The sequence below is a fragment of the Erwinia sp. AK-PDG3-5 genome, assembly GCF_056821705.1.
The window spans coordinates 2960874-2985541 of record NZ_CM165967.1 but is presented as its reverse complement, the minus strand read 5'-3'; the positions used below and the strand labels follow the sequence as shown (position 1 = coordinate 2985541).

The 24668-nt window shown below is 57.7% G+C and carries 26 protein-coding genes; 23 read left to right on the top strand and 3 right to left on the bottom strand.

Going from position 1 to position 24668, the window contains the following annotated elements; genetic code table 11:
• Positions 1 to 178: 178 nt before the first annotated feature.
• Positions 179 to 586, bottom strand: a complete 408-nt coding sequence (locus tag AC1UKS_RS13800) for a DUF2000 domain-containing protein (protein WP_482434075.1) — start codon at positions 584 to 586, stop codon at positions 179 to 181.
• A gap of 85 nt (positions 587 to 671) precedes the next feature.
• Positions 672 to 1502, bottom strand: coding sequence for an AraC family ligand binding domain-containing protein (locus tag AC1UKS_RS13795; RefSeq protein WP_482436990.1), 831 nt, complete (start codon positions 1500 to 1502; stop codon positions 672 to 674).
• Positions 1503 to 1724: 222 nt separating this feature from the next.
• Here AC1UKS_RS13795 and AC1UKS_RS13790 point away from each other — a divergent pair, with 222 nt between their 5' ends.
• The 23 genes from AC1UKS_RS13790 (at position 1725) to AC1UKS_RS13680 (ending at position 23489) form a co-directional block, all read left to right on the top strand.
• Positions 1725 to 2156, top strand: a complete 432-nt coding sequence (locus AC1UKS_RS13790) for a MarR family winged helix-turn-helix transcriptional regulator (RefSeq protein ID WP_265910095.1) — start codon at positions 1725 to 1727, stop codon at positions 2154 to 2156.
• A gap of 1 nt (position 2157) precedes the next feature.
• Entirely contained in the window at positions 2158 to 3855 is a 1698-nt protein-coding gene (locus AC1UKS_RS13785; protein ID WP_482434073.1) for an MFS transporter, read from the top strand.
• On the top strand, positions 3855 to 4949 hold the full coding sequence (locus AC1UKS_RS13780) for an HlyD family secretion protein (protein WP_482434071.1): 1095 nt from the start codon (positions 3855 to 3857) through the stop codon (positions 4947 to 4949). The genes AC1UKS_RS13785 and AC1UKS_RS13780 overlap by 1 nt, the downstream gene beginning before the upstream one ends.
• Positions 4949 to 6319: an efflux transporter outer membrane subunit gene (locus AC1UKS_RS13775; protein WP_482434069.1), complete on the top strand. Its 1371-nt coding sequence runs from the start codon at positions 4949 to 4951 to the stop codon at positions 6317 to 6319. Before AC1UKS_RS13780 ends, AC1UKS_RS13775 begins: the two co-directional genes overlap by 1 nt.
• A 295-nt stretch (positions 6320 to 6614) precedes the next feature.
• Positions 6615 to 7001, top strand: coding sequence for a hypothetical protein (locus AC1UKS_RS13770; protein ID WP_482434067.1), 387 nt, complete (start codon positions 6615 to 6617; stop codon positions 6999 to 7001).
• Between the two features lie 210 nt (positions 7002 to 7211).
• A complete protein-coding gene (locus tag AC1UKS_RS13765; RefSeq protein ID WP_265910100.1) occupies positions 7212 to 7940 on the top strand; it encodes a beta-ketoacyl synthase chain length factor in 729 nt (242 codons plus the stop codon).
• Positions 7933 to 8733 carry a lysophospholipid acyltransferase family protein gene (locus tag AC1UKS_RS13760; protein ID WP_482434065.1) on the top strand — a complete coding sequence of 267 codons (801 nt, stop codon included), beginning with the start codon at positions 7933 to 7935 and terminating at the stop codon, positions 8731 to 8733. Before AC1UKS_RS13765 ends, AC1UKS_RS13760 begins: the two co-directional genes overlap by 8 nt.
• A 16-nt stretch (positions 8734 to 8749) precedes the next feature.
• Positions 8750 to 9016, top strand: coding sequence for a phosphopantetheine-binding protein (locus tag AC1UKS_RS13755; protein ID WP_013201614.1), 267 nt, complete (start codon positions 8750 to 8752; stop codon positions 9014 to 9016).
• A 22-nt stretch (positions 9017 to 9038) separates the two neighbouring features.
• On the top strand, positions 9039 to 9287 hold the full coding sequence (locus tag AC1UKS_RS13750; RefSeq protein ID WP_013201615.1) for an acyl carrier protein: 249 nt from the start codon (positions 9039 to 9041) through the stop codon (positions 9285 to 9287).
• 10 nt (positions 9288 to 9297) lie between these two features.
• Positions 9298 to 9858 carry a COG4648 family protein gene (locus AC1UKS_RS13745; RefSeq protein ID WP_482434064.1) on the top strand — a complete coding sequence of 187 codons (561 nt, stop codon included), beginning with the start codon at positions 9298 to 9300 and terminating at the stop codon, positions 9856 to 9858.
• A complete protein-coding gene (locus AC1UKS_RS13740) occupies positions 9822 to 11198 on the top strand; it encodes an AMP-binding protein (RefSeq protein ID WP_482434062.1) in 1377 nt (458 codons plus the stop codon). Before AC1UKS_RS13745 ends, AC1UKS_RS13740 begins: the two co-directional genes overlap by 37 nt.
• Positions 11185 to 11532 (top strand): 3-hydroxyacyl-ACP dehydratase FabZ family protein, encoded by a 348-nt coding sequence (locus AC1UKS_RS13735; protein ID WP_482434061.1) that lies wholly within the window; start codon positions 11185 to 11187, stop codon positions 11530 to 11532. The genes AC1UKS_RS13740 and AC1UKS_RS13735 overlap by 14 nt, the downstream gene beginning before the upstream one ends.
• Positions 11526 to 13220 (top strand): glycosyltransferase family 2 protein, encoded by a 1695-nt coding sequence (locus AC1UKS_RS13730; RefSeq protein ID WP_482434060.1) that lies wholly within the window; start codon positions 11526 to 11528, stop codon positions 13218 to 13220. The genes AC1UKS_RS13735 and AC1UKS_RS13730 overlap by 7 nt, the downstream gene beginning before the upstream one ends.
• 2 nt (positions 13221 to 13222) lie before the next feature.
• Positions 13223 to 13645, top strand: a complete 423-nt coding sequence (locus AC1UKS_RS13725; protein ID WP_151037807.1) for an acyl-CoA thioesterase — start codon at positions 13223 to 13225, stop codon at positions 13643 to 13645.
• Positions 13642 to 14247, top strand: a complete 606-nt coding sequence (locus AC1UKS_RS13720; RefSeq protein WP_265910108.1) for an outer membrane lipoprotein carrier protein LolA — start codon at positions 13642 to 13644, stop codon at positions 14245 to 14247. The genes AC1UKS_RS13725 and AC1UKS_RS13720 overlap by 4 nt, the downstream gene beginning before the upstream one ends.
• Positions 14219 to 16537, top strand: a complete 2319-nt coding sequence (locus AC1UKS_RS13715; RefSeq protein ID WP_482434058.1) for an MMPL family transporter — start codon at positions 14219 to 14221, stop codon at positions 16535 to 16537. The genes AC1UKS_RS13720 and AC1UKS_RS13715 overlap by 29 nt, the downstream gene beginning before the upstream one ends.
• Entirely contained in the window at positions 16534 to 17100 is a 567-nt protein-coding gene (locus tag AC1UKS_RS13710) for a DUF3261 domain-containing protein (protein WP_482434056.1), read from the top strand. The genes AC1UKS_RS13715 and AC1UKS_RS13710 overlap by 4 nt, the downstream gene beginning before the upstream one ends.
• Entirely contained in the window at positions 17100 to 18257 is a 1158-nt protein-coding gene (locus AC1UKS_RS13705) for a beta-ketoacyl-[acyl-carrier-protein] synthase family protein (RefSeq protein ID WP_482434054.1), read from the top strand. The genes AC1UKS_RS13710 and AC1UKS_RS13705 overlap by 1 nt, the downstream gene beginning before the upstream one ends.
• Positions 18250 to 18723, top strand: a complete 474-nt coding sequence (locus AC1UKS_RS13700; protein ID WP_482434052.1) for a hotdog family protein — start codon at positions 18250 to 18252, stop codon at positions 18721 to 18723. The genes AC1UKS_RS13705 and AC1UKS_RS13700 overlap by 8 nt, the downstream gene beginning before the upstream one ends.
• The gene (locus AC1UKS_RS13695; protein WP_482434050.1) at positions 18720 to 19451 is read left to right on the top strand and encodes a 3-ketoacyl-ACP reductase FabG2; all 732 of its coding nucleotides are present in this window, start codon (positions 18720 to 18722) and stop codon (positions 19449 to 19451) included. Before AC1UKS_RS13700 ends, AC1UKS_RS13695 begins: the two co-directional genes overlap by 4 nt.
• The gene (locus AC1UKS_RS13690) at positions 19448 to 20680 is read left to right on the top strand and encodes a beta-ketoacyl-ACP synthase (protein WP_482434048.1); all 1233 of its coding nucleotides are present in this window, start codon (positions 19448 to 19450) and stop codon (positions 20678 to 20680) included. Before AC1UKS_RS13695 ends, AC1UKS_RS13690 begins: the two co-directional genes overlap by 4 nt.
• Before the next feature lie 297 nt (positions 20681 to 20977).
• Positions 20978 to 23182: a TonB-dependent receptor gene (locus AC1UKS_RS13685; RefSeq protein WP_482434047.1), complete on the top strand. Its 2205-nt coding sequence runs from the start codon at positions 20978 to 20980 to the stop codon at positions 23180 to 23182.
• Between the two features lie 166 nt (positions 23183 to 23348).
• Positions 23349 to 23489 (top strand): hypothetical protein, encoded by a 141-nt coding sequence (locus AC1UKS_RS13680; RefSeq protein ID WP_167738402.1) that lies wholly within the window; start codon positions 23349 to 23351, stop codon positions 23487 to 23489.
• Here AC1UKS_RS13680 and AC1UKS_RS13675 read toward each other — a convergent pair whose 3' ends face one another.
• Positions 23490 to 24644, bottom strand: a complete 1155-nt coding sequence (locus AC1UKS_RS13675) for a beta-glucosidase (protein WP_482434045.1) — start codon at positions 24642 to 24644, stop codon at positions 23490 to 23492.
• Positions 24645 to 24668: the final 24 nt, after the last annotated feature.

Genomic DNA, 24668 nt, shown 5'->3' with positions numbered 1-24668 from the left:
GGCAGGATAAATAAGCCTTTGCGGAGGTGTGTTTTGGTCATAAATAACAATTCGCAGCGGGCGATGATAATAATTATATATTACGCATAAAGCATTAAAGGCAGGCCCTGATAATCATACTTATCAGGGCGGGATACGCGCTCGACGCCAAAAATTGAAATCAGCAAGTCACAAGGGTTTAACCAAATAGCTTTAGCTTTCCGGTTAGCTTACGCAGCGCTTTTTTCTCGCCAACGATGCCCAGGCCTAAATGCTGAAGTTGGTCAGTCGGGATCTGTCTGACGGCGGCTGAAAATGCGGCGTAGTCGACGGTCATCTGTCCTTCAACCGGGAACAAAATGGTATCGAAACCCTGTTCGGCACACTGACCGACCAATGATGCCAGCTGTTCATTACTGGCCGACAGCACCGGAATACCCACCGGGATCAGTCCTGGCCAGGCTTTTTCATCACCATCAACCAGCGCTGTCCCGACAAATTGGGGATGGCGCTGCCCGAGAGTAAGGGAAATCACCGCCGCCGCATTAGCGGCTTTGCCGAAGGGCAGGTCGGCATTCAGGATAACTACACAGCGTAAATCGTTCATTGGGCTCTTCTTTATGCAGATAAAAACAGCAGGGTAGGGGATTACCAGAAAGCCGTCTGGAAGATTTGTGCACGGCGCGGAGGATTTAAACCGGCGTATAGCCTTGTTTATAGCGAGCCGGAGTTAACTGATAAGCGCGACGGAACCAGCGGCCGAGATGGCTCTGGTCTGCAAACCCCAGCTGGGCAGCCACGTTCGCCGGTGAAACGCCCTCAGCCAGCAACCGGCGTGCATGGGTGAGGCGCAGCTGGATCAGCCAGGCATGCGGCGGCAGGCCAAACTGGGCCTGAAACTCACGAGACAGACGGAAGCGATCGACCTCTAACGCCTGCGCCATATCACTCAGACCAATATTGTCGTGCAGACGATCGCTCAGCCAGTCTCTGGCCTTCAGCGCCAGCGACGTTTCAACCTTCGGGGTAACAATCGACTGTCGCCAGTGCTGATGCTGGGTCAGTGCGGCAAACAGCTGCTGCATTGCCGCCTCCTTCACAATCTTTAACTCGCGGTCATACAGGCACTGGAAGGCATGGAACGTGGCGTGCGCCAGCCGGCGATCGCCGGAAAGCGTGCGGGCAAAATTCAGTTCAAAGCTGTCCGGTACTTTGCCAAACACGGCTGCCAACTGCTGCCGCATAAAGTCGGCATCGATATACAGCATCCGGTAGGTAAATCCGATGTCATCAATGGCATCGCCATCGTGCAGCTCACCCGGCTCAAGCAGAAAAACCGTACCGGGGCGACTCTGATGTTTCTTTCGGCGAGAGTGAAACTGTTGCACTCCCTGTTCAGTAACGCCAACCAGATAGGTATCGTGCCAGTGTGGATCGTAGGCATGGCAAGTGAAATGGGCACGGATCGCTTCCACCGGCATCTCATCATCTCTGGAAAGCTGCACCCAACCTGGCGTATTCATCACTCTGGCTCCCGTGGCGTTGTCCTGATCAGGGTAAATTCTGCAGCAAACCCTGGCAACAGTTTGTTGATGCCCTCGCCGCAAAAACGCGGCGCTTAAAACGTAACTATTTCTCCATTTATTTACGTTTTTGTCACACCTTTCGCTTTCTAACGACTATGATCCTTGCATATAATTACCGCCATTATTTAGTTAGACCTCTAATTATCAGGCCTCTATATTTTGAACGCTCAGGAAGTCAACTTTTCCCGCTTACTCCATTTGACGGCCCATGGCTGGCGTCAGGCGATCGATCGCCGAATGAAAGACAACGGACTGAGCATGAGCAGCTGGATGGCGGTGGCCACCATTGCCATTCAGGAAACGCCAATCACCCAGAAAGAGCTGGCTCAGGCGCTGGGGCTGGAAGATGCCAGCGTGGTCCCCCTGATCGATCGCCTGGTCAAGCAACAGCTGGTCGAACGCTTTCAGCCGGAAGAAGATCGCCGCAAGCGTCTGCTGCACGTCACGCCGCAAGGTAACGCGCTGTATCAAAAGCTGAAGGTCGAAGCGGATAGCCTGCGCAATGAACTGCTGGCCGACATCAACAGCGATGAACTGGCCATTACCCAACGCGTGCTGCAGCGTCTGCTGAAAGCCACCGAGGCGAAATAACATGCGCGGTAGCCGACCCGATCCTTTCGCGCCGCGCGAGTGGGCACCAGGCGAAAAACCGATGCTGCCGGGATCGCCTTCCACGCCGCTGCATCCCACCCATAAGCGCATCGCCTTTGGCATCATCGGCCTGTTGATTTCTATTACCGGCGCGCTAAGTAATGCGCTGGTGACGGCGAATCTCACTAATCTGCAGGGCGTGTTCGGCGCCTACAGCAACGAAATTGCCTGGCTGCCCGCGGTGTATGTGATGGGGAATATCTCCATCAACCTGCTGTTGGTCAAATTCCGCCAGCAATTTGGTCTCCGCGCCTTCACCGAAGCCTTTCTGGTGCTGTATGTGCTGGTGTCGTTTTTCCATCTGCTGGTCAATGATCTCAGTTCGGCAATTATTGTGCGCACCGCCCACGGCATGGTCGGCGCGGCGCTCAGCTCGCTGGGCATTTATTACCAGGTGCAGGCCTGGCCGGCGAAACACCGCCTGAAAGCCCTGACTATCGGCTTAGGCGCATCGCAACTGGCGATCCCGCTGGCGCGTCTGTTCTCGACAGAGCTTTTGCAACTGGATGAGTGGCGCGGTCTCTATCTGTTTGAGCTGGGCCTGGCGATGATTTGCCTGGGCGCCGTGCTGATCTTAAAACTGCCACCCGGCGATCGCATCAAGGTCTTTGAGAAAAAAGACTTTCTGACCTTCATGCTGATGGCGCCCGGCATGGCGCTGTTCTGCGGCGTGCTGTCGCTGGGCCGCATTGAATGGTGGACCAGCACGCCGTGGCTGGGCATCTGCCTGGCATTGGGGCTGGTGCTGGTGATTGCCGCCGTGGTGCTGGAACATAACCGCAGTAACCCGCTGATCAATTCCCGTTGGCTGCGAACCGGGGCGATTTTCCGGCTGGGCATCGTGATGATCATGCTGCGCGTCACGTTGGCGGAGCAGAATACCGGCGCAATTGGCTATCTGCAGCAGGTCGGCCTGCTGAACGATCAGATGCAGCACCTTGCGATGGCGATCCTGGCAGGCGTGGTGACGGGGATTGTGGTCAGCGCGTTGACCATCAACGTTAAGCACCTGAGCTGGCCGATTGTCATGTCGCTGCTGTTGATCATCGTGGCCTCATTGATGGATTCACAGTCCAGCCCGCTGACGCGTGCAAACAATATGTATTTCAGCCAGTTCCTGCTGGGCTTTAGCAGCACCTTCTTTATTGCCCCCGCGCTGTTGCTGAATATCGGCAGCGTGGTGACGCAACCTAAAAACCTGGTCAGTCTGGTGGTGCTGTTTGGCATGAGCCAGAACATTGGCGGCCTGATGGGCTCGGCCCTGCTAGGAACGTTCCAGACCTGGCGGGAAAAATATCACTCCAGCCTGCTGGCCGATCAGCTGTCGTATCTCAATCCCAACGTTACCGACAGGCTGACCCAGTACACCAATCTGTTTAACAGCTTTATTGGCGACAACGTGTTGCGCAGTGCGGAGGGCGCGGCGCAGCTGCAAACCGTCGCCACGCTGCAGGCCAATGTGCTGGCCTATAACGATACCTATCTGCTGACGGCGGGCATGGCGTTTATCACCCTGATCTGGGTGCTGTGGCGTTTGTCACGGCTGCGCTATCTCAACTGGCAGCAGGCAAAACGTGAAGCAGCAGCTGAATTGCGCGCAATGCAACAATCCACATCTTCGATTAGCACGGGGCAATAATGAGTCAGCAGGAACAGAGCCAAATCTCTGAGCGTGAAAGAACCAACAGACTTCGTATTATCTCGATTGCCTTTGGCGCAGGCATTGCCTTAGTCGGCGTACTGGTGATCCTTTATGCCTGGCAACTCCCCCCGTTTACCAGCCAGATCCAGTCGACCGAAAACGCCTATGTCCGGGGTCAGGTCACCTTTATCAGCCCGCAGGTGAACGGTTATCTGACGTCGGTTGACGTGCTGGATTATCAGCCCGTCCGCCAGGGCGATCTGCTGATGACCATTGATGACCGCATCTATAACCAGAAGGTGCACCAGGCGGAAGCGCAGGTGGCGATGAAAAAAGCGGCGCTGGCCAACAACATTCAGCAACGCCGCAGCGCCCAGGCGGTGATCGAACGCAATCAGGCCGCGCTGCAAAATGCCAAAGCGCAGGCGGTCAAAAGCGGACTGGATTTGAAGCGCGTCGAAAATCTGGTTTCTGACGGCTCGTTATCGATTCGTGAGGGCGATGCCTCCCGTGCCAGCAACAGCCAGACCATGGCCGATGTGCAGCAGGCGAAAGCGACGCTGGACGTTTCGCGTCAGGATCTGCAAACGGTGATCGTCAATCGTGCTTCGCTGGAAGCCGATGTCGCCAGTGCGGAGGCGGCGCTGGAGCTGGCGCAGATTGATCTGGCTAACACCAAAATCATCGCCCCACGCGACGGCCAGCTGGGACAGATTTCTGTGCGCCAGGGCGCCTATGTCACGGCCGGCACACGGCTGACCTCGGTGGTGCCAAAACAGCTGTGGGTGGTCGCCAATATGAAAGAAACCCAGATGGCGCGCATCAGGCCAGGCCTGCCGGTGAACTTTACGGTCGATGCGCTGAACGAAGAGCGCTTTGAGGGTGAGGTTGAATATATCTCGCCTGCCGCCGGGTCTGAATTCAGCGCCATCTCGCCGGATAACGCCACCGGGAACTTTGTGAAGATTGCTCAGCGTATTCCGGTGCGCATCAAAATCACCAGCGATAATGCCGCGCATCTGCGTCCGGGCATGTCCGTTGAAGTGAATATTGATACATCAAACGAGCATGACGCGCAGGAGGCGAAGTAATGCGCAGGTCAACCTCACTGCTGGCGGCATTGTTGACCGCGCTGTTGGCAGGCTGTGCCACGGAAGTCGACAAAGCGCCGGGGGCGCTGCCCATCCCTCAGCAATGGCGAAATCAGGTTGGGCCATCCTCTGCAGTGGAGGCCAACTGGTGGCGCGCCTTTGGCGATGCGGATCTGAACCGTCTGGTTGAGCAGGCGTTGCGCAATAACCTCGATATTCTTACTGCCCGTTCGCGGGTCGATCAGTATCGCGCGGAATTGCGTGGGGCGCAGGGGGACAACTTTCCCACTTTAGATGCCGGCGTTGCGGCCTCCCATGCGCGGGCGCTCTCATCGGTAACCGGTCAACCTTACGAATACGCGGTATTCCAGGGACTGCTGCAGGCGAATTACGAGGTGGATTTGTGGGGCGCGCGCAGCAGCAGTATTGATGCCGCAAAAGCGACGCTGGCCGCCCAACAGGCTGCCGCCTCTGCCGCTGAGTTAACCGTCGCCAGTTCGGTGGCTTCCGGTTATATGACGCTGGTCTCGCTGGATGAACAGCTGCAGGTGACGCAGGCGACGCTTGCCTCGCGGGAAGATTCCTCCAAACTGGCCCAGCGCCAGTATGAAACCGGCTATACCTCGAAACTCGAGTGGGTGCAGGCAGAATCCGAACTGCAAACGGCGAAAGCCCAGATCCCTGTGTTGCAGCATCAGATCGCACAGCAAGAAAACGCGTTAAGCATTCTGGTGGGGATGAACCCAAGAGCGATTGCGCGGCAAAGTCATCACGTTGCGCCGCAAACGCTGCCATCTGTGTTGCCTTCCGAACTGCTGCAGCGCCGGCCGGACATTGTTCAGGCTGAACGTCTGCTGCTGGCGGCCGACAGCTCGCTGGGATCCTCCCGGGCCAAATTATTGCCGTCGCTGAATCTGACCGCCACCGGCACGATGCAAAGTTCCGTGCTGCATCAGCTAATCGACGATCCTTTCCGCCTGTGGAGCATTGGTGGCAGCGTGCTTGCGCCGTTGCTGAACCGGGAAGCGTTAACCGCTCAGGTGGATGTATCGATGGCCTCACGGAATCAGGCGCTGTACAGCTATGAAAAAGTGGTCCGCAATGCCTTCAGTGAAGTGAATAACGATTTGGATGCGATAGATCGCTATAAGCAGCAGCTGGCAGAGCTGCAACAGCAGGAGCAGGTCGTCAGCGAAGCACTGCGTATTTCCCGTAATCGCTATCAGAATGGTTATGCGTCGTATCTTGACGAGCTGGATGCGCAGCGCACCCTGTTCACCACCCAGCTGAACGTGGTGCAGGTAAAAAACAATTTACTGCTGGCACAGATTGATCTCTATCGCGCGCTGGGCGGTGGCTGGAACCCGTAATAACGATTTCGCAGGCGGACAGGGACACCGTCCGCTGATTTTCCCTTCTTAAATACTGCCTTCCCGAGCTGCGGTGGCGAAAAACCCACCCAGAATCCTGCGTAACATTTATTCATGCTGATGAGAGTAGGCCTGCACTATTTGTGGACTTTTGCGCTTCGCATTCTTTAGCAACGGGTGCTATTATGCGCGCCATTATATTAAATAAACGCCACTAATGGCCGTTAATTGATTTTGGTGTTGCGACGTTTTTAACAACACACTGCGTATTTTTAAACAAATTTTAGGGTTATCTATGTATAAGAATCGTGTTATTCCTGTGCTGGCTATCGTATTTGCGCTGGCGGGTTGTGCCCGCACCGAACCTGTTCATAACATCAATGAAACTGTTTCCTTACAGTACAGCAATGCACAGCTGAAAGACGCCATCATCCAGGCCGGCCTGTCCCGTCAATGGGTGATGACGCCCGCCGCCCCGGGGGTTATCAACGGCCATCTGTCACAGCGTGGACACACGGCGGATATTCGGGTGACCTATTCTTCCGGCAGCTACAGCATCAATTATGTCAGCAGCAGTAATTTGAAAGCGGGACACGGTCAAATCCACAAGAATTATAATCACTGGGTCAGCAACCTCGACCAGGATATTAAGCTGCGCCTCGCGTCTCAGGCGGCTAAATAAGCAAACGATCTGTTTATCCGCAAAAAATGCATCAGCCGTGTTAAAGAATAAGGATTGTCTGCCGACAATCCTTTCAGACAGCCGTTGGGATAAACCAGAGACTCCCCGCAATTGCGGGTAAATCCGAGTGCTTTTCGGACCAGGCTGGCGCTATGCTTAGCGGAATGTTCTGCCCTGCAGTGAGCGGAACGCCTTGAGAAGATTGGACCTATGAAATTAGCTTTTACACTCCTCGACTGGCAGGCCAGCGCACCGGGACTGAACGAGCAAGCCGACTGGCAACAGTGGGCCAGCCAGACTCCCGACATTGATGCCTCCCGGCCGATGGCCAAAACACGCTTTCTGCCGATGATGACGGCCCGACGACTGATGGGCGGAAGCCGTGCAGCCGTAGAAAGTGGTCTGGCCCTGATTGGGCGCCAGCGGGTCGATGCCATTGTATTTACCAGCCGCCACGGCGAACTGGAGCGAAATCTGCGGATCCTTACCTCTCTGGCGAAGGAAGAAAGCCTTTCACCCACTGATTTCGCTATGTCGGTACACAATGCCGCCGTCGGCAGCCTGACGATTGCCGCCGCCGCGCCGCTGGTCAGTACCTCACTGGCCGCGGGCGTGGACTCTTTTCAGCAGGGGCTGGTTGAAGTCAGCGCGCTGCATTCCGCCGGATACCAGCAGGTATTGCTGGTGGATTTTGACGGCGCGATCCCCGAATTTTATCACCCTCATGTCGCTGAGGGCGCGATGCACAGTCCTTACGCCGTCGCCTTGTTACTGGCGGCGGGTGACGCCTGTTGCTGCCAGTCCAGCCCGGCCGACAATCAGGAAGCGGGCGGTTTGCCGCAAAGCCTGCTGTTTATCCATGCCTGGCTGGCACGAACCTGTGCTTTTACCCTGAAGGGCGATCGGCTTAACTGGGCTTGGGAGTGTCGCTATGACTGACTCAACCTTTAGCCGCCGGTCAGGTACGTCGACCTTTAACCGCGCCTGGCGCATTGCGATGACGGGGATCTGTTTCACCCTGTTTGGGCTCGGTGGTCTGATGCTGTCGCTGGTGTGGTTCAATTTGCTGCTGCTGGTGCAGCGTAACCCTGAACGCCGACGTCAGTGGGCCCGCCGCAGTATTTCCTGCAGCTTTCGCTTCTTTATGCGCACTATGACCTTTCTGGGCGTGCTGGATTACCGCATTGAAGGGGCTGAGATCCTGCGCAGCGATCGCCGCTGCCTGGTGGTGGCTAACCATCCCTCGTTAATCGACTACGTGATGCTGGCATCGGTGATGCCGGACGTGGATTGCCTGGTGAAGGCCGATCTACAGCGCAACGTTTTTCTGCGCGGCGTGGTGCGCTCAGCTAACTATCTGGTTAACAGCCAGGCCGAAACCCTGCTGCCTGATTGTCAGCAGCGTCTGGCGAAGGGCGACGCGATCATGATCTTCCCGGAGGGAACCCGCACACGTTATGGTGAGCCGCTGAAACTCCAGCGCGGTGCGGCAAATATTGCCGTGCGCTGCCAGTGCGATTTGCGTATTGTGCACATCCGATGCAGCCAGCGAATGCTGGAAAAACAGAGCCGCTGGTACGAGGTCCCGCCGGAAAAGCCGCTGTTTACCGTCACGGTGGGGCAGCGCATCGACAGTCAGCAATTTATGGCAGGGGATGAAGATGCACAGGCGCTGGCCGCCCGCCATCTGACCCACTATTTGCAACAGGCATTAACCCCAGAACATCAATAATTATTCGGAAACAGGTATGGAAGAGCTAGCGCTTGAAATAAAACAGATGATCATCGACACCCTCAATCTGGAAGAGATTGCCGCGGAAGAGATCGACAGCGAAGCCCCGTTATTCGGCGACGGACTGGGGCTGGACTCAATCGATGCGCTGGAACTTGGCCTGGCGGTGAAAAATCGCTACGGCGTGGTGCTCTCCGCCGAGAGCGAGGAGATGCGTCAGCATTTTTATTCCGTCTTCACGCTGGCGGCCTTTATCCTCAGCCAGCGCAAGCTGGGTGCCTGATCCTTAACATCGCGAGTTATTTATGGATAAGAATGAAATTTATCAGGAAGTTACCGGGCTGCTGGTAAAACTTTTTGAATTAGATGCGGATGACATTAAGCCTGAGTCGCGGCTGTATGAAGACCTGGAACTGGACAGCATTGATGCGGTGGATATGGTCGTGCATTTGCAGAAACGCATCGGGCGCAAAATTAAGCCTGAGATGTTTAAAGCCGTCCGCACGGTGCAGGATGTGGTCGACGCGGTTGACCAACTGATCCGCGAAGGGTAATCCGGCATACATGCAGCGGCTGTTGCAGGCGGTTAGCGCGGTGATGATGATTGCCTGGCCGTTTATGGTCTGGCTCTCTCTGACGCATCCTGCCTGGCGCTGGCTGTTGCCTTTGGCCGCGGTCCTGTTTTTACTGCGCTGGCTGGCATTACGCGGGCAACATGGCGCGCTTTCGCTGGTGGGGAAATGGTTGGCGCTGGCCGGGGCAGGGTTGAGCCTCAGCAGCCTGTTCCTGCGCGATCATCATCTGTTGCTGTGGTATCCGGTGATGGTCAACGGGCTGATGCTACTGCTGTTTGGCAGTTCTTTTTTCAGCCGGATGCCGCTGGTTGAACGGCTGGCGCGGCTGCGTGAACCCGATCTGCCGCCGCGCGCGATCCGCTGGACCCGGCGCGTGACGCAAATCTGGTGTCTGTTCTTCATTTTTAATGGCAGCGTCGCGCTGGTGACCTGCCTGATTAACAATCTTCTCTGGTGGACGTGGTGGAACGGGCTGGTCAGTTATCTGTTGATGGGGCTGTTGATGGCGAGCGAATGGCTGCTGCGTCAGCGAATGAGAAAGCAGGCGTGAGCCAGGCGCTGCCTGTAGCTGAATGGCTGACGTACTCCGCTGAAGGGCCGATCGCCCGCCGGGGGTCTCAACTGTTCACGCGCCAGCAATGGCAGCGTGAGGTGCTAATCCTGGGCCACGCGTTGCTGGCCCGGCCGCAACAGAAGTGGGCGCTGTGCTTTGAGGACAGCTACCTGTTCAGCATCGCGCTGCTGGCCACGCTGCATGCCGGCAAAGTCCCGGTGATCCCCGGGCATTGCCGCGAATCTCTGTTGCAGGAACAGAGCAACGGGTTTGACGCGGTGTTAACCGACTTGCCGCTGGCGCTCAGCTGCCCGGTGGTTAACCTGAATGAATCTGCGGCCGGTAATGAGCCTCTGCCCACGTTGCCGCCGATTGATCCGCAGGCCTGTATCGTCTTATTCACCTCCGGTTCGACCGGAACGCCGCGACAAATCGTCAAACCCGTGAGCTGCCTGGATGAAGAAGCCCGCTGGCTGGCGGATCGTTGGGGCGAGCGTCTTGAGGGATGCACCGTGATCGCCACGGTCAGCCATCAACATCTTTATGGTCTGACGTTCAGACTGTTTCTGCCGTTAGCGCTCGGTCTGGTATTTGACTGCCGCCAGGTATTTTACAGTGAGCAACTGTCCGCGCAGGATCCGCGCCTGAAATTCGCATTAATCAGCAGTCCGGCCTTTTTGCGCCGTCTGGATCGCACCCTTGCCGCACCGGATTGCCGACTGATCGTTTCGGCGGGCGGCGTACTGCCGTGGGCCAGCGCGCAGGAGGTAAACAGCTGGCTTAAGCTGCCGGTGGATGAGATTTATGGCAGTACCGAAACCGGCGTGCTGGCGATCCGCAGCCGCGCAGCAGAAGACGAACTCTGGCAGCCGTTCAGCGGCGTGCAGTTCAGGCAGGATCATCAGCAGCGCTGGTGGGCCACGTCTCCGCTGATATCGGAGCCAGAAGGGCTGCAGCTGGACGATAAACTGCAGTTTGCCGCCGCGGGCTTTCAGCTGTGTGGCCGCTACGACCGTATTGTGAAAATTGAAGACAAGCGCGTCTCGCTCAGTGAGATTGAACGCCGATTACTGGCACTGCCGCAGGTGGTTGATGCCGTGGCACTTTCGGTCAGCCGCCCTGAGCGCAGTGGCATTGGCGTGGTAGTGGTGCTGAATGCCGCCTACAGTGAGCAGCAGCTGATGCAGCTCAAACGCGACTGGCGTCATGAGCTGCATCGCTGGCTGGAGCCCGTGGCCATGCCGCGTTACTGGCGGATCGTAGAGACGATCCCGCATAACAGTCAGAGCAAGCGTGCCTGGCCGCAAATACAGGAGTTATTTTATGTTGCCCGTTGAACTCTCCTGCCAGCAACAGGCCGATCGGGCTGAACTGGTGTTGCTCGTTGATGCCGATCTGTTCTGGTTTCAGGGACATTTTCCCGCGCAACCGATCCTGCCCGGCGTTGCCCAGCTGGATTGGGTGATGCATTACGGCAGCGCTTTGCTGGCGCCGGGCAAACGATTCTCCGCCATCGAAAATATCAAATTTCAGCAGCCGATCCTGCCGGGGAAAACCCTCAGGCTGACGCTCAGCTGGCAGGAAGCGAAAAACTGGCTGCTGTTCGACTTCCACATCCTCGACGGCGAACAGCCTTTGCGTGCCAGTAGCGGGAAAATCGCGCTGTGCTAAGGGCAAACTTCTCGCCCTGCGTGGTGATCCCTTGCTACAACCACGGTGCGATGATGGCCTCGGTGCTGGCCAGGCTGGCGCCGTTTAATCTTGCGGTATTTATCGTTGATGACGGCAGTGATGAAGCGACACGCCTCCAGCTTGAGCCATTACTCAACGCGCAGGTGACGTTGATCCGTCTGGCTGAAAACCAGGGCAAGGGCGCGGCGGTGATGCGTGGGCTGCAGGTGGCTGCGGAGGCGGGATTCAGCCATGCGCTGCAGGTGGATGCCGATGGTCAGCACCAGATTGAAGACTGCCCGCAGATGCTGGCTGAAGCCCGGCAGCATCCTCAGTGCCTGATTTCGGGTCAGCCGGTGTATGACGACTCCATTCCGACATCCCGCCTGTACGGCCGCTATATCACCCATTTCTGGGTCTGGGTTGAAACGCTGTCGTTCTCAATCAGGGACAGCATGTGCGGATTCCGCGTGTATCCGCTGGCCCCCACGCTGGCACTGGCCACCCGTCATCCCCTCGGTCAGCGGATGGATTTCGATACCGAAATCATGGTGCGCCTGTACTGGGCCGGAACCCCAAGCCGCTTTATCGCCACCCGCGTGACCTATCCGCAGGACGGGGTGTCACATTTTGATGCCCTGCACGATAATTTGCGCATCTCGTGGATGCATACCCGGCTGTTCTTCGGCATGTTGCCGCGCATCCCGTCGCTGCTCAGGCGCCCGCGTGGCGAGCATTGGGCGCAGACGAAGGAGCGAAAAGGGCTGGCGGGCCTCAAGCTTATGCTGTGGATCTACCGCATTTTTGGTCGCGGCATCTTTACGCTGTTTCTCTGGCCGGTGATTGGCTTCTACTGGTTAAGCGGCGGCCCGCAGCGCGAGGCTTCACGCCAGTGGTTGCAGACGGTGAAAGCGGTTGCGGCGCAAAAAAACCAGCCATTGCCCGCGCGCATGACCAGCTTTCACCACTTCCTGCGCTTCGGCGAGGCGATGCTGCAGAAGATCGCCAGCTGGCGCGGCGATCTGCGCTGGGGCAAAGAGATCGATTTTGCTGCGGGTGCAGAGCAGGCGCTGGCTGTGGGCCAGCCTGGCGGCAGACTGATCCTCGCGTCGCATCTCGGTGATATCGAAGCCTGCCGCGCGCTGGCACAGCAGGTCAGCGGGCTGGTGATTAATGCGCTGGTGTTTACCGATAACGCCGAGCGTTTCCGTCAGGTAATGGATGAGATTGCCCCAGAAGCCAGTAAGAATGTGATTCCGGTCAGCAACATTGGCCCGGAGACCGCCATCCTGCTGCAGCAGAAGCTGGACGCGGGCGAATGGGTGGCTATCGTTGGCGACCGCACGGCGGTTAACCGTCAGCGCGGCGGCGTAAGACGGGTGGTCTGGAGTCACTTCTTTGGCAAGCCGGCCCCGTTTCCGCAGGGGCCCTTTGTGCTGGCCGCCGCACTGCGTTGTCCGGTGCTGCTGATGTTTGCCCTGCGCGAGCAGGGGCAGCTGAAGCTGCATTGCGAACCCTTTGCCGATCCGCTGCTGTTGCCCCGGGCTACCCGGCAACAGGCATTGCAGGACGCGGTCGATCGTTATGCCGCCAGGCTGGAGCATCATGCGCTGATCGCGCCGCTGGACTGGTTTAATTTTTTTGATTTCTGGCAACTGCCGGATCAACCGCAAGAGAAAGAGGAGTAACAGTGTTAAACGACCCGCGTTTTACTGTTGATGTTGAGCTGACCATTCCTTTCCATGATGTCGATGCGATGGGCGTGGTCTGGCACGGCAACTATTTCCGTTATTTTGAGATTGCCCGCGAAAAACTGCTCGGCACGTTCAACTACGGCTACCGCGAAATGAAAGCCTCCGGCTATCTGTGGCCGGTGGTGGATACCCGGGTGAAATACCGCGCGGCGCTGACCTTTGAGCAGACCATCCGCGTGCGCGCCACGCTGGACGAGATTGAAAACCGCCTGCGGATTAACTACCAGATTTTCGATGCTCACAGCGGCCAGCGGACAACCACCGGCTACACCATTCAGGTGGCGGTGGAAGAGGGCAGCCAGGCGCTGAGCTTTGTCTCGCCGCCGATTTTGTTTGAGCGCCTGGGAGTGCAGCCATGATCAAGTCTCTGCTCGCGGGCCTGCTGTTACTCAGCGCCGCCGCTCAGGCCGTCACGCTTGACGATTTACAGCAGCGTTTCGCCAGCCAGCCGGTGGTGCGGGCGGACTTCAGCCAGCTGCGTGAAATCAAAGGTATGGCGCAGCCGCTGAAATCCAGCGGTGAACTGCTGATCGCGCAGGACAAAGGGCTGTGGTGGCATCAGGCCAAACCGTTCCCGCTGACGCTGGTGCTGGATGATAAGCGCATGGTGCAGGTGATGAACGGCCAGGCGCCTCAGATTATCACCGCCGACAGCAATCCGCAGATGTTCCAGTTTAACCATCTGATGCGGGCGCTATTCCAGGCCGATCGCCAGGTACTGGAGCAGAACTTTTCGCTGGACTTCAGCGATCTCGGCCAGCAGAAATGGCAGCTGGTGCTGACGCCGAAAACCTCGCCGCTGGATAAACTGTTCAACACCATCACCCTGCAGGGCGCGGAGTATCTGGATGCCATTAAGCTGAACGATCGACAGGGTGACAACACCGACATCACGCTGAGTAATCAGCGCCTGACCCCTGCCAGCCTGACCGATGAAGAGCAGAAGCGTTTTGATTTCTAAGTCACCGCGCGTACTGGCTCTCGCCTGGCTGGCGATTTGCCTGCTGCTTGCGGCGGTGCTGGTGATGCTATTGCCCAGAGCGACCATTAACAGCAGCGTGCTGGCTTTGCTGCCCGAGCAAACCATGGGCGACATTCCCAGCGATCTGCAACAGGGTTTTATGCAGCGCCTGGATCGTCAGCTGGTGTGGCTGGTGAGTGCAGGTGATAAAAGCGATCCTCAGGTCGCTAACTGGATGCTTCAGCAGTTGCAGAGTCTGCGGGTGCTGGAGAACGTTCAGGGGCCAATGACCGATGAACGACAGCAAGCCTGGGGCAAATTTGCCTGGGAGAACCGCAACGCGCTGATCGATCCGGCCACCCGCGCCAGGCTGCAACAGGCGGGTGCCGCGCAAGGCGACTGGGTGCTCGGCCAGCTCTATTCGGCCTTTGCCGGCGTCAGCGGCAAGGAGTTGACTCACGATCCGCTGCTGCTGGTGCGCGGCGCGCAACTGGCGATGCAGCAAAACAGCGGTCAGCTTGGGCTGAGCCAGGGCTGGCTGACCACTACCGATAAGCAGGGGAGGGTCTGGTATTTCCTGCACGCGGAACTGAAAGGTAACTCCTTTGATATGCAGCAAAGCCATGCGCTGGTGGCGCAGCTTACGGCGTTCAAAGCCCGTCTGCAGGCGAAATATCCTGATGCGCAGCTGCTATCACGTGGCACGGTGTATTTCAGTGATTTTGCCAGCCAGCAGGCGAAGCATGATGTTTCTACCCTCGGCGTAGCGACGATTATTGGCGTGCTGCTGCTCGTGTTCGCGGTGTTCCGTTCTTCGCGGCCATTGATTTTGTGTGCTCTCTCGGTGGGCCTCGGTGCGCTGGCAGGCATTACCGTGACGCTGCTGGTGTTTGGTGAGCTGCATCTGATGACGCTGGTGATGAGCCTGAGCATCGTAGGCATCTCGGCCGACTACACGCTTTACTATCTGACCGAACGGATGGTGCATGGCGCAGACGCCACGCCAGCCGAAAGCCTGAATAAGGTGATCCGCGCCTTGTTGCTGGCGCTGGGCACCACCGCCATTGCCTGGCTGATCATGGTATTTGCGCCGTTCCCGGGCATCCAACAGCTGGCCGTCTTTGCTGCGGTCGGGCTGACCGCGTCGTGCCTGACGGTGATCTGCTGGTATCCGCTGTTGGTGAAAGGGCTGCCGGTGCGTCCGGTGCCTGCCATCGCCCTGATGGGACGCTGGCTGGGCAGCTGGCGGCGCAATCGCACCGTTCGCATCGGACTGCCGCTGCTGGTCGTCGCGATCTCGCTGGCAGGGCTGTCCAGACTGCATGTCGATGATGATATTTCCCAACTGCAGACGCTGCCGCCGGCATTGATGGCACAGGAAAAGCAGATCACCCAGTTAACCGGTCAGAGTGCCGACCAAACCTGGATGGTGGTCTACGGCGATAACGCGGAACAGACCCTGCAACGTCTGGAAGCGCTGGCGCCACAACTGGCAAAGGCCAAAAGTCAGCAGTGGCTGGGCAATTATCGCCTGTTGCCGCTGTCGTCACTGGCGATGCAGCAGAAAGATCATCAGCTGCTGCAACGTGCGGCACCGGGCGTGATGGCGCAACTGCGTCAGGCTGGGGTAGAAGTTGCCAACCCGGATCTGTCGGCAACCCATCTGACGCCGCAGCAATGGCTTTCCAGCCCGAACAGCGAAGGCTGGCGTCTGTTGTGGCTGACCGTTCCTGCCGGACGTAGCGGGGTGCTGGTGCCGATCGAAGGCGTGAAAAATAGCGCCGCGCTGGCCGGACTGGCAAAAAGCTTGCCTGGGGTGAGCTGGATCGATCGCAAGGCCAGCTTCGATCGGCTGTTCGCCTTCTATCGCACGCTGCTGGGCTGGCTGCTGGTCGCGGCGCTGGTGGCGATCGCGCTAAGCTATATGCTGCGCCTCGGCCTGCGTCAGGGCGCAATCAGCGTACTGCCGTCGGTCCTCTCACTGGGCGGTGGCCTGGCTGCCTTAGCCTTGTCCGGCCATTCACTGAATCTGTTTTCGCTGCTGGCGCTGGTGCTGGTACTGGGTATCGGCATTAATTACACCCTGTTCTTCAGTAATCCGCGCGGCACGCCGATAACCTCGTTACTGGCCGTCACGCTGGCGATGGCGACCACCTTACTGACGCTGGGCATGCTGGTCTTCAGCAGCACCCAGGCGATTGCCAGTTTTGGCATTGTGCTGTGCAGCGGCATATTTAGCGCCTTCCTGCTGGCTCCGCTGGCGATGCCGCCAAAAAGGAAAAAAAGATGAAAGTAATCGCGGCGGCCGCGCTGGCCGTGATGTTACTGGCCGGATGTGCCGGTAAACCCGATAGCAGTCAACCCGAAGCCTGGCTCAAGCCAGGGGTAAAAGTGACGCTGCCGGCACCGGGGATCGATCAGGCATTCAATCAGCAGCAGCTGCTGACCGGCACCTTTAAAGGCAAACAGCAGTCGCTGTTGGTGTTACTGAGCGCCGATCGACAGCAGTTGACGCTGGCCGGGCTCTCCTCGCTGGGGATCCGCTTGTTCAGGGTCACTTACGATGGCACCGGCATCCACACCGAGCAATCCATGGTGCTGCCTGAGATGCCGCCAGCCGGCCAGGTGCTGGCCGATATTATGTTGAGCCACTGGCCGATTGCTGCCTGGCAGCCGCACTTGCCTGAGGGCTGGACCCTTAAAGACAGCGGCGATCGCCGCCAGCTGCGTGACAATCACGGCAAGCTGATAACTGAGATCCGCTACCTGCAACGCGGGACGCAACGTGAGCCGATCGGCATTCAGCAGTTTGCGTTTGGCTATCACATTCTTATTCAACATCTGGACGCCTGATGATCTACATTTCGGCAGTCGGCATGCTTAGCGCGCTGGGGAACGACATGACCGCCACGGCGGAAAATCTGGCGAAGAATCATGCGCCAGGCATGCGCCCCGACAGCGGCTGGCTGCTGCAGGGCAAACCCTGCTGGAGCGGACGGATTGACGCGGTCTTGCCGCCGATCCCGGAGGCGCTTGCTGCGCACCGCAGCCGCAATAATCAGCTGTTGCTTGCCGCGTTACGACAAATTCAACCGCAGGTTGATGACGCCATCAGCACCTTTGGTGCCGACCGGGTGGCGGTGGTGCTCGGCACCAGCACCTCAGGATTGCATGAGGCCGACCTTCAGGTTGCCGAAAACGCCGAGGGCTACCACTACTATCAGCAGGAGCTGGGCGATCCGTCGCGGTTTCTGGCCCAGCATCTGCAGTTATCCGGCCCGGCTTATACGCTCTCGACCGCCTGTTCTTCCAGCGCCCGGGCGATCATCAGCGGTCAGCGGCTGATTGCGTCAGGGATGGCGGATGTGGCAATCGTGGGTGGCGCGGATACCTTAAGCCGCATGCCGATGAACGGTTTTGACAGTCTCGAGTCCCTGTCGGCGGATCGGTGTGCGCCGTTCAGCAAGCAGCGTAACGGCATCACTATCGGCGAAGGTGCTGCGCTAATGTTGCTGACTAACGTTCCGCAGAAAGTTGCCGTATTAGGCACAGGCGAGTCGTCAGATGCTTATCATATGTCGGCTCCCCATCCCGAAGGCGAAGGCGCGATCCGCGCCATTGAGATGGCGCTTAAGCAGGCGCAGCTGGCGCCGGGGGCGTTGGGTTACATCAACCTGCACGGCACCGCGACGCGGCTTAACGATCAGATTGAAGCCGGGGTGGTCAGCAAACTGTTTGGTGCAGCCATTCCCTGCAGCTCTACCAAGCATCTGACCGGCCACACGCTGGGCGCGGCCGGGATCTGTGAAGCGGCGATAAGCTGGCTGATCCTGACGCAATCCGTTCCGCTGCCGGCGCAGGATTTCACCGACAACAAGCAGGATGATACGCTGCCTGCCTGTGGTGTGTTACTGCAGGCGCGGTCGTTACAGGGAACGGCGGTGATGAGTAATTCTTTTGCCTTTGGTGGCAATAATACCTGCCTGATTTTAGGAATGAGTGATGGTTGAATATAAACGCGCGGCAGAGTATTTGCCCCACGATGCGCCGATGGTGCTGATTGAAAAGGTGCTCTCCGTCGGTGAAGAACAGGCCAGCTGTCAGGTGACGGTCGGCGACGGCGTGCTGGCACCGTTTCTGACGCCGGATGGCGATCTGCCCGGCTGGTTTGGCATCGAAATTATCGCGCAAACCATCGGCGTCTGGTCCGGCTGGCATGGCCGCCAGCGCCACGACAGCAAGCCGTCGCCGGGCATGTTATTAGGCGGGCGCGGTTATCGCTGTCAGGCTGCGGTATTTCCGGCCGGCGCCACGCTGGAAATCACCGTCACGCTACTGATGCGCGACGAGAAAATCGGCAGTTTCGACGGCGTGATTACGATTGATGGCGAACGTTACGCCAGCGGCAGGTTGAACACCTATCAACCTGACCGGGAAGAACTCCACCAACTTTTGCAACAGGGTAATAATGGATGACGCGTTCAGTATTGGTCACGGGTGGCAGCAAGGGGATTGGACGGGCGATTGCCTGCCGCCTGGCTGCCGACGGTTTCACGGTGGTGGTTCACTACCACAGCGATCGCGCGGGCGCGGAAGAGACGCTGCGCCTGATACAGCAGGCTGGCGGTCAGGGGCGCTGTATCGGATTTGATATCGCCAACCGCGAACAGTGCCGCACCCTGATTGAAGAGGATATTGAACAACACGGTGCCTTTTATGGTGTGGTCAGCAATGCCGGGATCACCCGCGATGGCGCATTCCCCGCGCTGAGCGAAGATGACTGGGACAGCGTGATCCATACCAATCTGGACAGTTTTTATAACGTGATCCATCCGTGCATTATGCCGATGATTGGCCTGCGCAAAGGTGGCCGAATCATCACGCTGTCGTCGGTTTCGGGCCTGATGGGCAACCGTGGCCAGGTGAACTATAGCGCGGCCAAAGCGGGCATTATTGGCGCCACGAAAGCGCTGGCGATTGAGTTGGCGAAGCGCAAAATCACCGTTAACTGCATCGCACCCGGCCTGATCGATACCGGGATGATCCAGATGGAGCCGGTGGCGTTTGAAGAAGCAATGAAGATGATCCCGATGAAGCGCATGGGTCAGGCTGATGAAGTGGCCGGGCTGGCAAGCTATCTGATGTCCGATATCGCCGCATACGTCACGCGTCAGGTGATTTCAATCAATGGAGGTATGCTGTGAATCGCAGGGTGGTGATTACAGGGATGGGCGGCGTCACCGCCTTTGGTAACAGCTGGCCTGAGATTGCCGACAGGATGCGGGCTGGCCGCAATGCGGTGCGTAAAATGCCCGAGTGGCAGGTTTACGACGGTCTGAATACGCTGTTGGCCGCGCCGGTGGATGATTTCACCCTGCCGGAACACTATACGCGCAAGCGCATTCGCTCAATGGGCCGGGTATCGTTAATGGCGACCCGGGCCAGTGAGCTGGCGCTGGAGCAGGCCGGTTTGTTGGGCAATGCCGTGCTGACCAATGGCGAAACCGGCATTGCCTACGGTTCGTCAACCGGCAGCACCGGGCCAGTCAGTGAATTCGCCACCATGCTGACCGAGAAGCACACCAATAACATTACCGGCACCACCTATGTGCAAATGATGCCGCACACCGCAGCGGTCAATGCCGGATTGTTCTTTGGACTGCGCGGCCGGGTGATCCCCACTTCCAGCGCCTGTACCTCGGGCAGCCAGGCGATCGGTTATGCGTGGGAAGCGATCCGTCACGGTTATCAGACGGTGATGGTCGCTGGTGGAGCCGAAGAGCTCTGTCCGTCAGAAGCGGCGGTGTTTGATACCCTGTTCGCCACCAGCCAGCGTAATGATGCGCCAGAGACCACGCCGTCGCCGTTTGATAAGCAGCGCGATGGCTTAGTGATCGGCGAGGGTGCCGGAACGCTGGTGCTGGAAGAGCTGGAACATGCCCGGGCGCGTGGCGCAACCATCTTTGCTGAGATCGTGGGTTTCTATACCAATTGCGATGCGGCACATATCACCCAGCCACAGCGCGAAACGATGCAAATTTGCATCGAAGGGGCGCTGCGGTTGGCCGGACTGAAAGCGGAAGACATCGGCTATATCAATGCCCATGGCACCGCCACCGAGCGCGGCGATATCGCCGAAAGTCAGGCAACCGCCGCGATATTTGGCGACCGGACACCGATTTCCTCGTTTAAAAGCTATTTCGGCCACACGCTGGGTGCCTGCGGTGCGCTGGAAGCGTGGCTGAGCATTGAAATGATGCGGGCAGGGTGGTTTGCTCAGACGCTGAACCTGACCGAGCCCTCAGAGGATTGCGGTAAGCTGGACTACATCATGCACCAGCCGCGCGAAATCCAAACCGATTACGTTCAGTCGAACAATTTCGCCTTCGGTGGCATTAACACCTCGCTGATTTTCCGTCGCTGGACCGAATAGCATCGCGGTAATACGGCCACCTCATATCCGCCAGCTTCCCGGCGGAGCGGGGTGGCCTTACCTCATTAAGCCCAGTCAGACTCGCGCTTTCACCCCCTCCGCACCAACCGCTCAACACTTTATCACGCCTTAATAGTTCATCTTCTAAACGCTAACTGGCTGAAAATAAATCAGTTGAACGAATTGCCGTGATGCGTGTCCTGCTGACATTTTCAGCTTGCAATTCGGACTCCTCTGAGGATAATCGCAATCCGAATAATAATGATTATCACTTGTATTAATTATCAGGGAAATGTAATGGCCTCTTCTTCCACTCCGAATCGCTTCCGGTTATCGCTGCTGGCAGCGGTGATTAGCGCAGCGACTGCGCCGGCTCTGGCAGCAACCACCGACAGTACTTCTGGCAAAAAATCGGCAACCTCCGAAGAAACGATGACGGTGGTGGCGAAACCCGATGACAACTTCAAAGCGGGCGGCGATCAATTAGTTCCTGCCTATCTTGATGGCCAGATCGCCAACGGCGGCCGCGTGGGCATGTTGGGCGAGCAGGACGCCAAAAACGTGCCGTTTAACGTTATCGGCTATACCAACAAAATGATCCAGGATCAGCAGGCGACCACGCTGAAAGACGTGGTCGCCAACGACGCCTCGGTGCAGAACGTGCAGGGCTACGGCAACTTTGCCGAAACCTACCGTATCCGTGGTTTTGATCTGGACGGCGACGACATGACTTTCGGCGGTCTGGCGGGCGTGATGCCGCGTCAGGTTGTCTCAACGCAGATGATCGAACGCGTTGAAGTGTTTAAAGGATCCAACGCGCTGATCAACGGCTCTGCCTCGTCTGGCGTGGGTGGGATGATCAACCTTGAGCCGAAGCATGCGGAAGACACGCCGCTGACCCGTATTGGCGTTGACTACACCTCCTCTTCTCAGATTGGTACCACGCTGGATGCGGGCCGTCGTTTTGGTGACGATAACCAGTGGGGCGTGCGGGTAAACGTCCTGCACCGTGAAGGCGAAACGGCGATCGACAATGAGAAACGCCGCGCCACCCTGGCGTCAGTTGGGCTGGACTATCGTGGTGATAAGCTGCGCACCTCGCTGGACATGGGTTATCAGAAGCAGGAATACCACGGTGGCCGCCTTGGCGTGAATGTCAGCGGCGTGGATTTCATCCCTGAAGTCCCGCGAGCGACCAGCAACTACAGCCAGGACTGGGTTTACAGCAACCTGGAAAGCGAATTTGGTATGGCGCGTGCGGAATATGATATTGCGCCAGACTGGACGCTTTACGGCGCGATGGGCGGCCAGCACTCGCACGAAACCGGCGCATACGCTTCACCATCCCTGAAGGATGAAGACGGCACGGCCACTATCGGCCGCATGGACACCAACAAAATCGTTGATGCCTTCAGCGGTATGGCCGGCGTTCGCGGTAAATTCGATACCGGCTTTGTCAGCCACAGCGTCAACATTGGCTACTCCGCGCTGACCAAGCGTGAAAAAACCTCTTACGGTATGGCGCTCACCCCGCAAGCCACCAATATTTATGACACCTCGCCGGTGGCCGCGCCAACTAACACCTACTTTGGTGGTGATCTTGATGACCCGCGTCCAACCAGCCGCGTGCGTACGGAAGGCCTGCTGCTGTCGGATACGCTGGGCTTTGTTGATGACAAAATCCTGCTGACCGTCGGTGCCCGTCATCAGAAAGTGGTGGTGCGTAACTACGCCTACGGCACCGCAGAGGAAGATACCGATGCGCGCTTCACCAAATCCCGCTGGACGCCGGGCTACGGTCTGGTGGTTAAGCCATGGGAGACCGTCTCCTTCTATGCCAACCACATTGAAGCGCTGCAGCCGGGTGACACCGCCAGCAGCGGGGCGGTCAACGTTGGCCAGGTGACCGGTATTTCCCTGTCAAAACAGAATGAAGTGGGAATGAAGGTAGATTACGGCAACATTGGCGGCACGCTGGCGCTGTTCGAAATCAAAAAGCCAACCGGCATCATCAACCCGCAAACCAATGTGTTTGGCCTGTACGGCGAACAGCGTAACCGTGGCGTGGAGCTGAACGTCTTTGGTGAGCCCCTTTACGGCGTACGTCTGAACGGCAGCGCCACCTGGCTGGATCCGAAGATGAGTAAGACGGAAGATGGCACTTACGACGGCAAAGATGCCATCGGGGTAGCCAATTTCTACACCGTGCTGAGTGCGGAATACGACATCAAGCCGATCGAAGGCCTGACCGCTCTGGCCCGCGTCACGCATTCTGGTTCCCAGTATGCTAACGAAGCCAACACCAAGAAACTGGACAGCTATACCACGCTGGATTTGGGTATGCGCTACCGGATGAAGGTGCAGCAGAACGACCTGACCTGGCGGCTGGGCGTGGAAAACGTCACTAACGAGAAATACTGGTCCGGGGTGGAAAGCTACGGGACCTATATTTATCAGGGCGACCCGCGAGAGCTGAAACTCTCCTTCTCTTACGATTTTTAACTCACAGGCCGCGAAAGTGGCCTTTTTTCTTTACAGAATTCTTACAGGAATTACTCAAACCATTGGCTCAATTCATTTTATCAGCGGGGGACTGTGCTATAGTACAGTCCATAAGAAAATACTGGCGTTAAACACAGGACGTTTGGCCAGCAAATGATGAAGAAAAATGAGCGAACGTCCTGAAAACGATTACCCTAAAGAGCCCCGCTTTCCGCTTGATGATGCGCAGTTTGCCATTGTGGTTCTGGCACTGACCTCTTTCACGCTGATCATGTTTGTGCTGGTGATTACCCTGTGCATGACCTGATTACTCCCTCTGCTTAAATTTAATCTGCTGGCTGCGGATCTCCAACGCATACGGCTCATAAATGGTTCGGTTGCCGTTGGCATCTGGCAGGCCGAACAGGCCGCCAGGCGAACGCCGGTCGTCAGCCCAGGAAGGGTAGTCCACCGCCGGAAACAGCGAGATCCCTTCGATTTCGCATCCCCGATCCATCGCCATACCGACCTGCTCAATCACCCCTTTTAGCCACGGCACCCTGGCGTCGCCTTCCGCACCGGTTTCCGCAATCAGCAGCGGGCGTTGATAACGTTGCCATACCTCGCTTAACAGCGATGAAAGCGGGCGGTAATCGGGATGGTGGGCCTCAAGCGGATCGCCATTAACAAACCACTGATTATCGGGATACCAGGTCAGGCCGATAATATCCATCAGCGCCGGATCGCCTCCCAGTTCTGGATTTAGTCGGCCGCTGAGCATATCCCAGGCCTCATACTGCGCTTCGTGCTGGCGGCTGGCATCCTGACGACTGGCCTCGCTGCTCTCCAGCGCGGCGACGTTCACCAGCGGATCGGTCAGCACAAATCGCGCCGCCGGAAGCTCTTCTTTGATGGCGTGCATGGCGGCGACAGACGCCCGTACCAGCTGCTGTTTTAACTCGCGGCCGCGACCGGTCACATTGGGGTTAAACCAGGCGACATCGGCACCGGCCCATGACCAGAAAGAGATTTGATTCATAGGCGTAAAGAAAGGGGCAATAAACCCTTCATCGCGCATCAGACGGGCGGCAGCGCGTGAGAACGCCGCAAAACGATCGATAAACTGCGGTTGCCAGATATCCAGTCCGTCGGGCCAGCCAAAATGGGCCAGCTCCCAAATCATCTCAATATCATGCTGTTTGGCGGCCTGTAACATCGGTAAAAATGTTGACCAGTCATATTCTCCGGCGGCTTTCTCGATCAAATACCAGCGTGCGCCATCGCGCGCGGTATAAAGATGTTCAGCCGCCAGATGGGCGTAATCCTTCTCTAACAGGGTGTCATGGCCGCTGTTGATCACCAGGTCGAGGCGTTTTCCTTCGCTGCGGCAGGCGGTTGAGCAGGCGAAGCTGCCCTGAAAGAAACTTTTAAACAGCTGTGGCCTGTGGCGCAGGGGAGAGTCTTGACGCGTTTCGCTATTCATGGCATTTCCTCATCACAAGGGCTA

What these genes read in the sequence shown, in the direction of transcription:
- AC1UKS_RS13680 (WP_167738402.1), top strand. Translation starts at nt 23,349, where the DNA reads ATGAGCGAACGTCCTGAAAACGATTACCCTAAAGAGCCCCGCTTTCCG.
- AC1UKS_RS13755 (WP_013201614.1), top strand. Translation starts at nt 8,750, where the DNA reads ATGGAAGAGCTAGCGCTTGAAATAAAACAGATGATCATCGACACCCTC.
- AC1UKS_RS13745 (WP_482434064.1), top strand. Translation starts at nt 9,298, where the DNA reads ATGCAGCGGCTGTTGCAGGCGGTTAGCGCGGTGATGATGATTGCCTGG.
- AC1UKS_RS13800 (WP_482434075.1), bottom strand. Translation starts at nt 586, where the DNA reads ATGAACGATTTACGCTGTGTAGTTATCCTGAATGCCGACCTGCCCTTC.
- AC1UKS_RS13700 (WP_482434052.1), top strand. Translation starts at nt 18,250, where the DNA reads ATGGTTGAATATAAACGCGCGGCAGAGTATTTGCCCCACGATGCGCCG.
- AC1UKS_RS13785 (WP_482434073.1), top strand. Translation starts at nt 2,158, where the DNA reads ATGCGCGGTAGCCGACCCGATCCTTTCGCGCCGCGCGAGTGGGCACCA.
- AC1UKS_RS13760 (WP_482434065.1), top strand. Translation starts at nt 7,933, where the DNA reads ATGACTGACTCAACCTTTAGCCGCCGGTCAGGTACGTCGACCTTTAAC.
- AC1UKS_RS13710 (WP_482434056.1), top strand. Translation starts at nt 16,534, where the DNA reads ATGAAAGTAATCGCGGCGGCCGCGCTGGCCGTGATGTTACTGGCCGGA.
- AC1UKS_RS13750 (WP_013201615.1), top strand. Translation starts at nt 9,039, where the DNA reads ATGGATAAGAATGAAATTTATCAGGAAGTTACCGGGCTGCTGGTAAAA.
- AC1UKS_RS13740 (WP_482434062.1), top strand. Translation starts at nt 9,822, where the DNA reads ATGGCTGCTGCGTCAGCGAATGAGAAAGCAGGCGTGAGCCAGGCGCTG.
- AC1UKS_RS13720 (WP_265910108.1), top strand. Translation starts at nt 13,642, where the DNA reads ATGATCAAGTCTCTGCTCGCGGGCCTGCTGTTACTCAGCGCCGCCGCT.
- AC1UKS_RS13715 (WP_482434058.1), top strand. Translation starts at nt 14,219, where the DNA reads ATGAAGAGCAGAAGCGTTTTGATTTCTAAGTCACCGCGCGTACTGGCT.
- AC1UKS_RS13735 (WP_482434061.1), top strand. Translation starts at nt 11,185, where the DNA reads ATGTTGCCCGTTGAACTCTCCTGCCAGCAACAGGCCGATCGGGCTGAA.
- AC1UKS_RS13705 (WP_482434054.1), top strand. Translation starts at nt 17,100, where the DNA reads ATGATCTACATTTCGGCAGTCGGCATGCTTAGCGCGCTGGGGAACGAC.
- AC1UKS_RS13770 (WP_482434067.1), top strand. Translation starts at nt 6,615, where the DNA reads ATGTATAAGAATCGTGTTATTCCTGTGCTGGCTATCGTATTTGCGCTG.
- AC1UKS_RS13685 (WP_482434047.1), top strand. Translation starts at nt 20,978, where the DNA reads ATGGCCTCTTCTTCCACTCCGAATCGCTTCCGGTTATCGCTGCTGGCA.
- AC1UKS_RS13675 (WP_482434045.1), bottom strand. Translation starts at nt 24,644, where the DNA reads ATGAATAGCGAAACGCGTCAAGACTCTCCCCTGCGCCACAGGCCACAG.
- AC1UKS_RS13695 (WP_482434050.1), top strand. Translation starts at nt 18,720, where the DNA reads ATGACGCGTTCAGTATTGGTCACGGGTGGCAGCAAGGGGATTGGACGG.
- AC1UKS_RS13780 (WP_482434071.1), top strand. Translation starts at nt 3,855, where the DNA reads ATGAGTCAGCAGGAACAGAGCCAAATCTCTGAGCGTGAAAGAACCAAC.
- AC1UKS_RS13775 (WP_482434069.1), top strand. Translation starts at nt 4,949, where the DNA reads ATGCGCAGGTCAACCTCACTGCTGGCGGCATTGTTGACCGCGCTGTTG.
- AC1UKS_RS13765 (WP_265910100.1), top strand. Translation starts at nt 7,212, where the DNA reads ATGAAATTAGCTTTTACACTCCTCGACTGGCAGGCCAGCGCACCGGGA.
- AC1UKS_RS13795 (WP_482436990.1), bottom strand. Translation starts at nt 1,502, where the DNA reads ATGAATACGCCAGGTTGGGTGCAGCTTTCCAGAGATGATGAGATGCCG.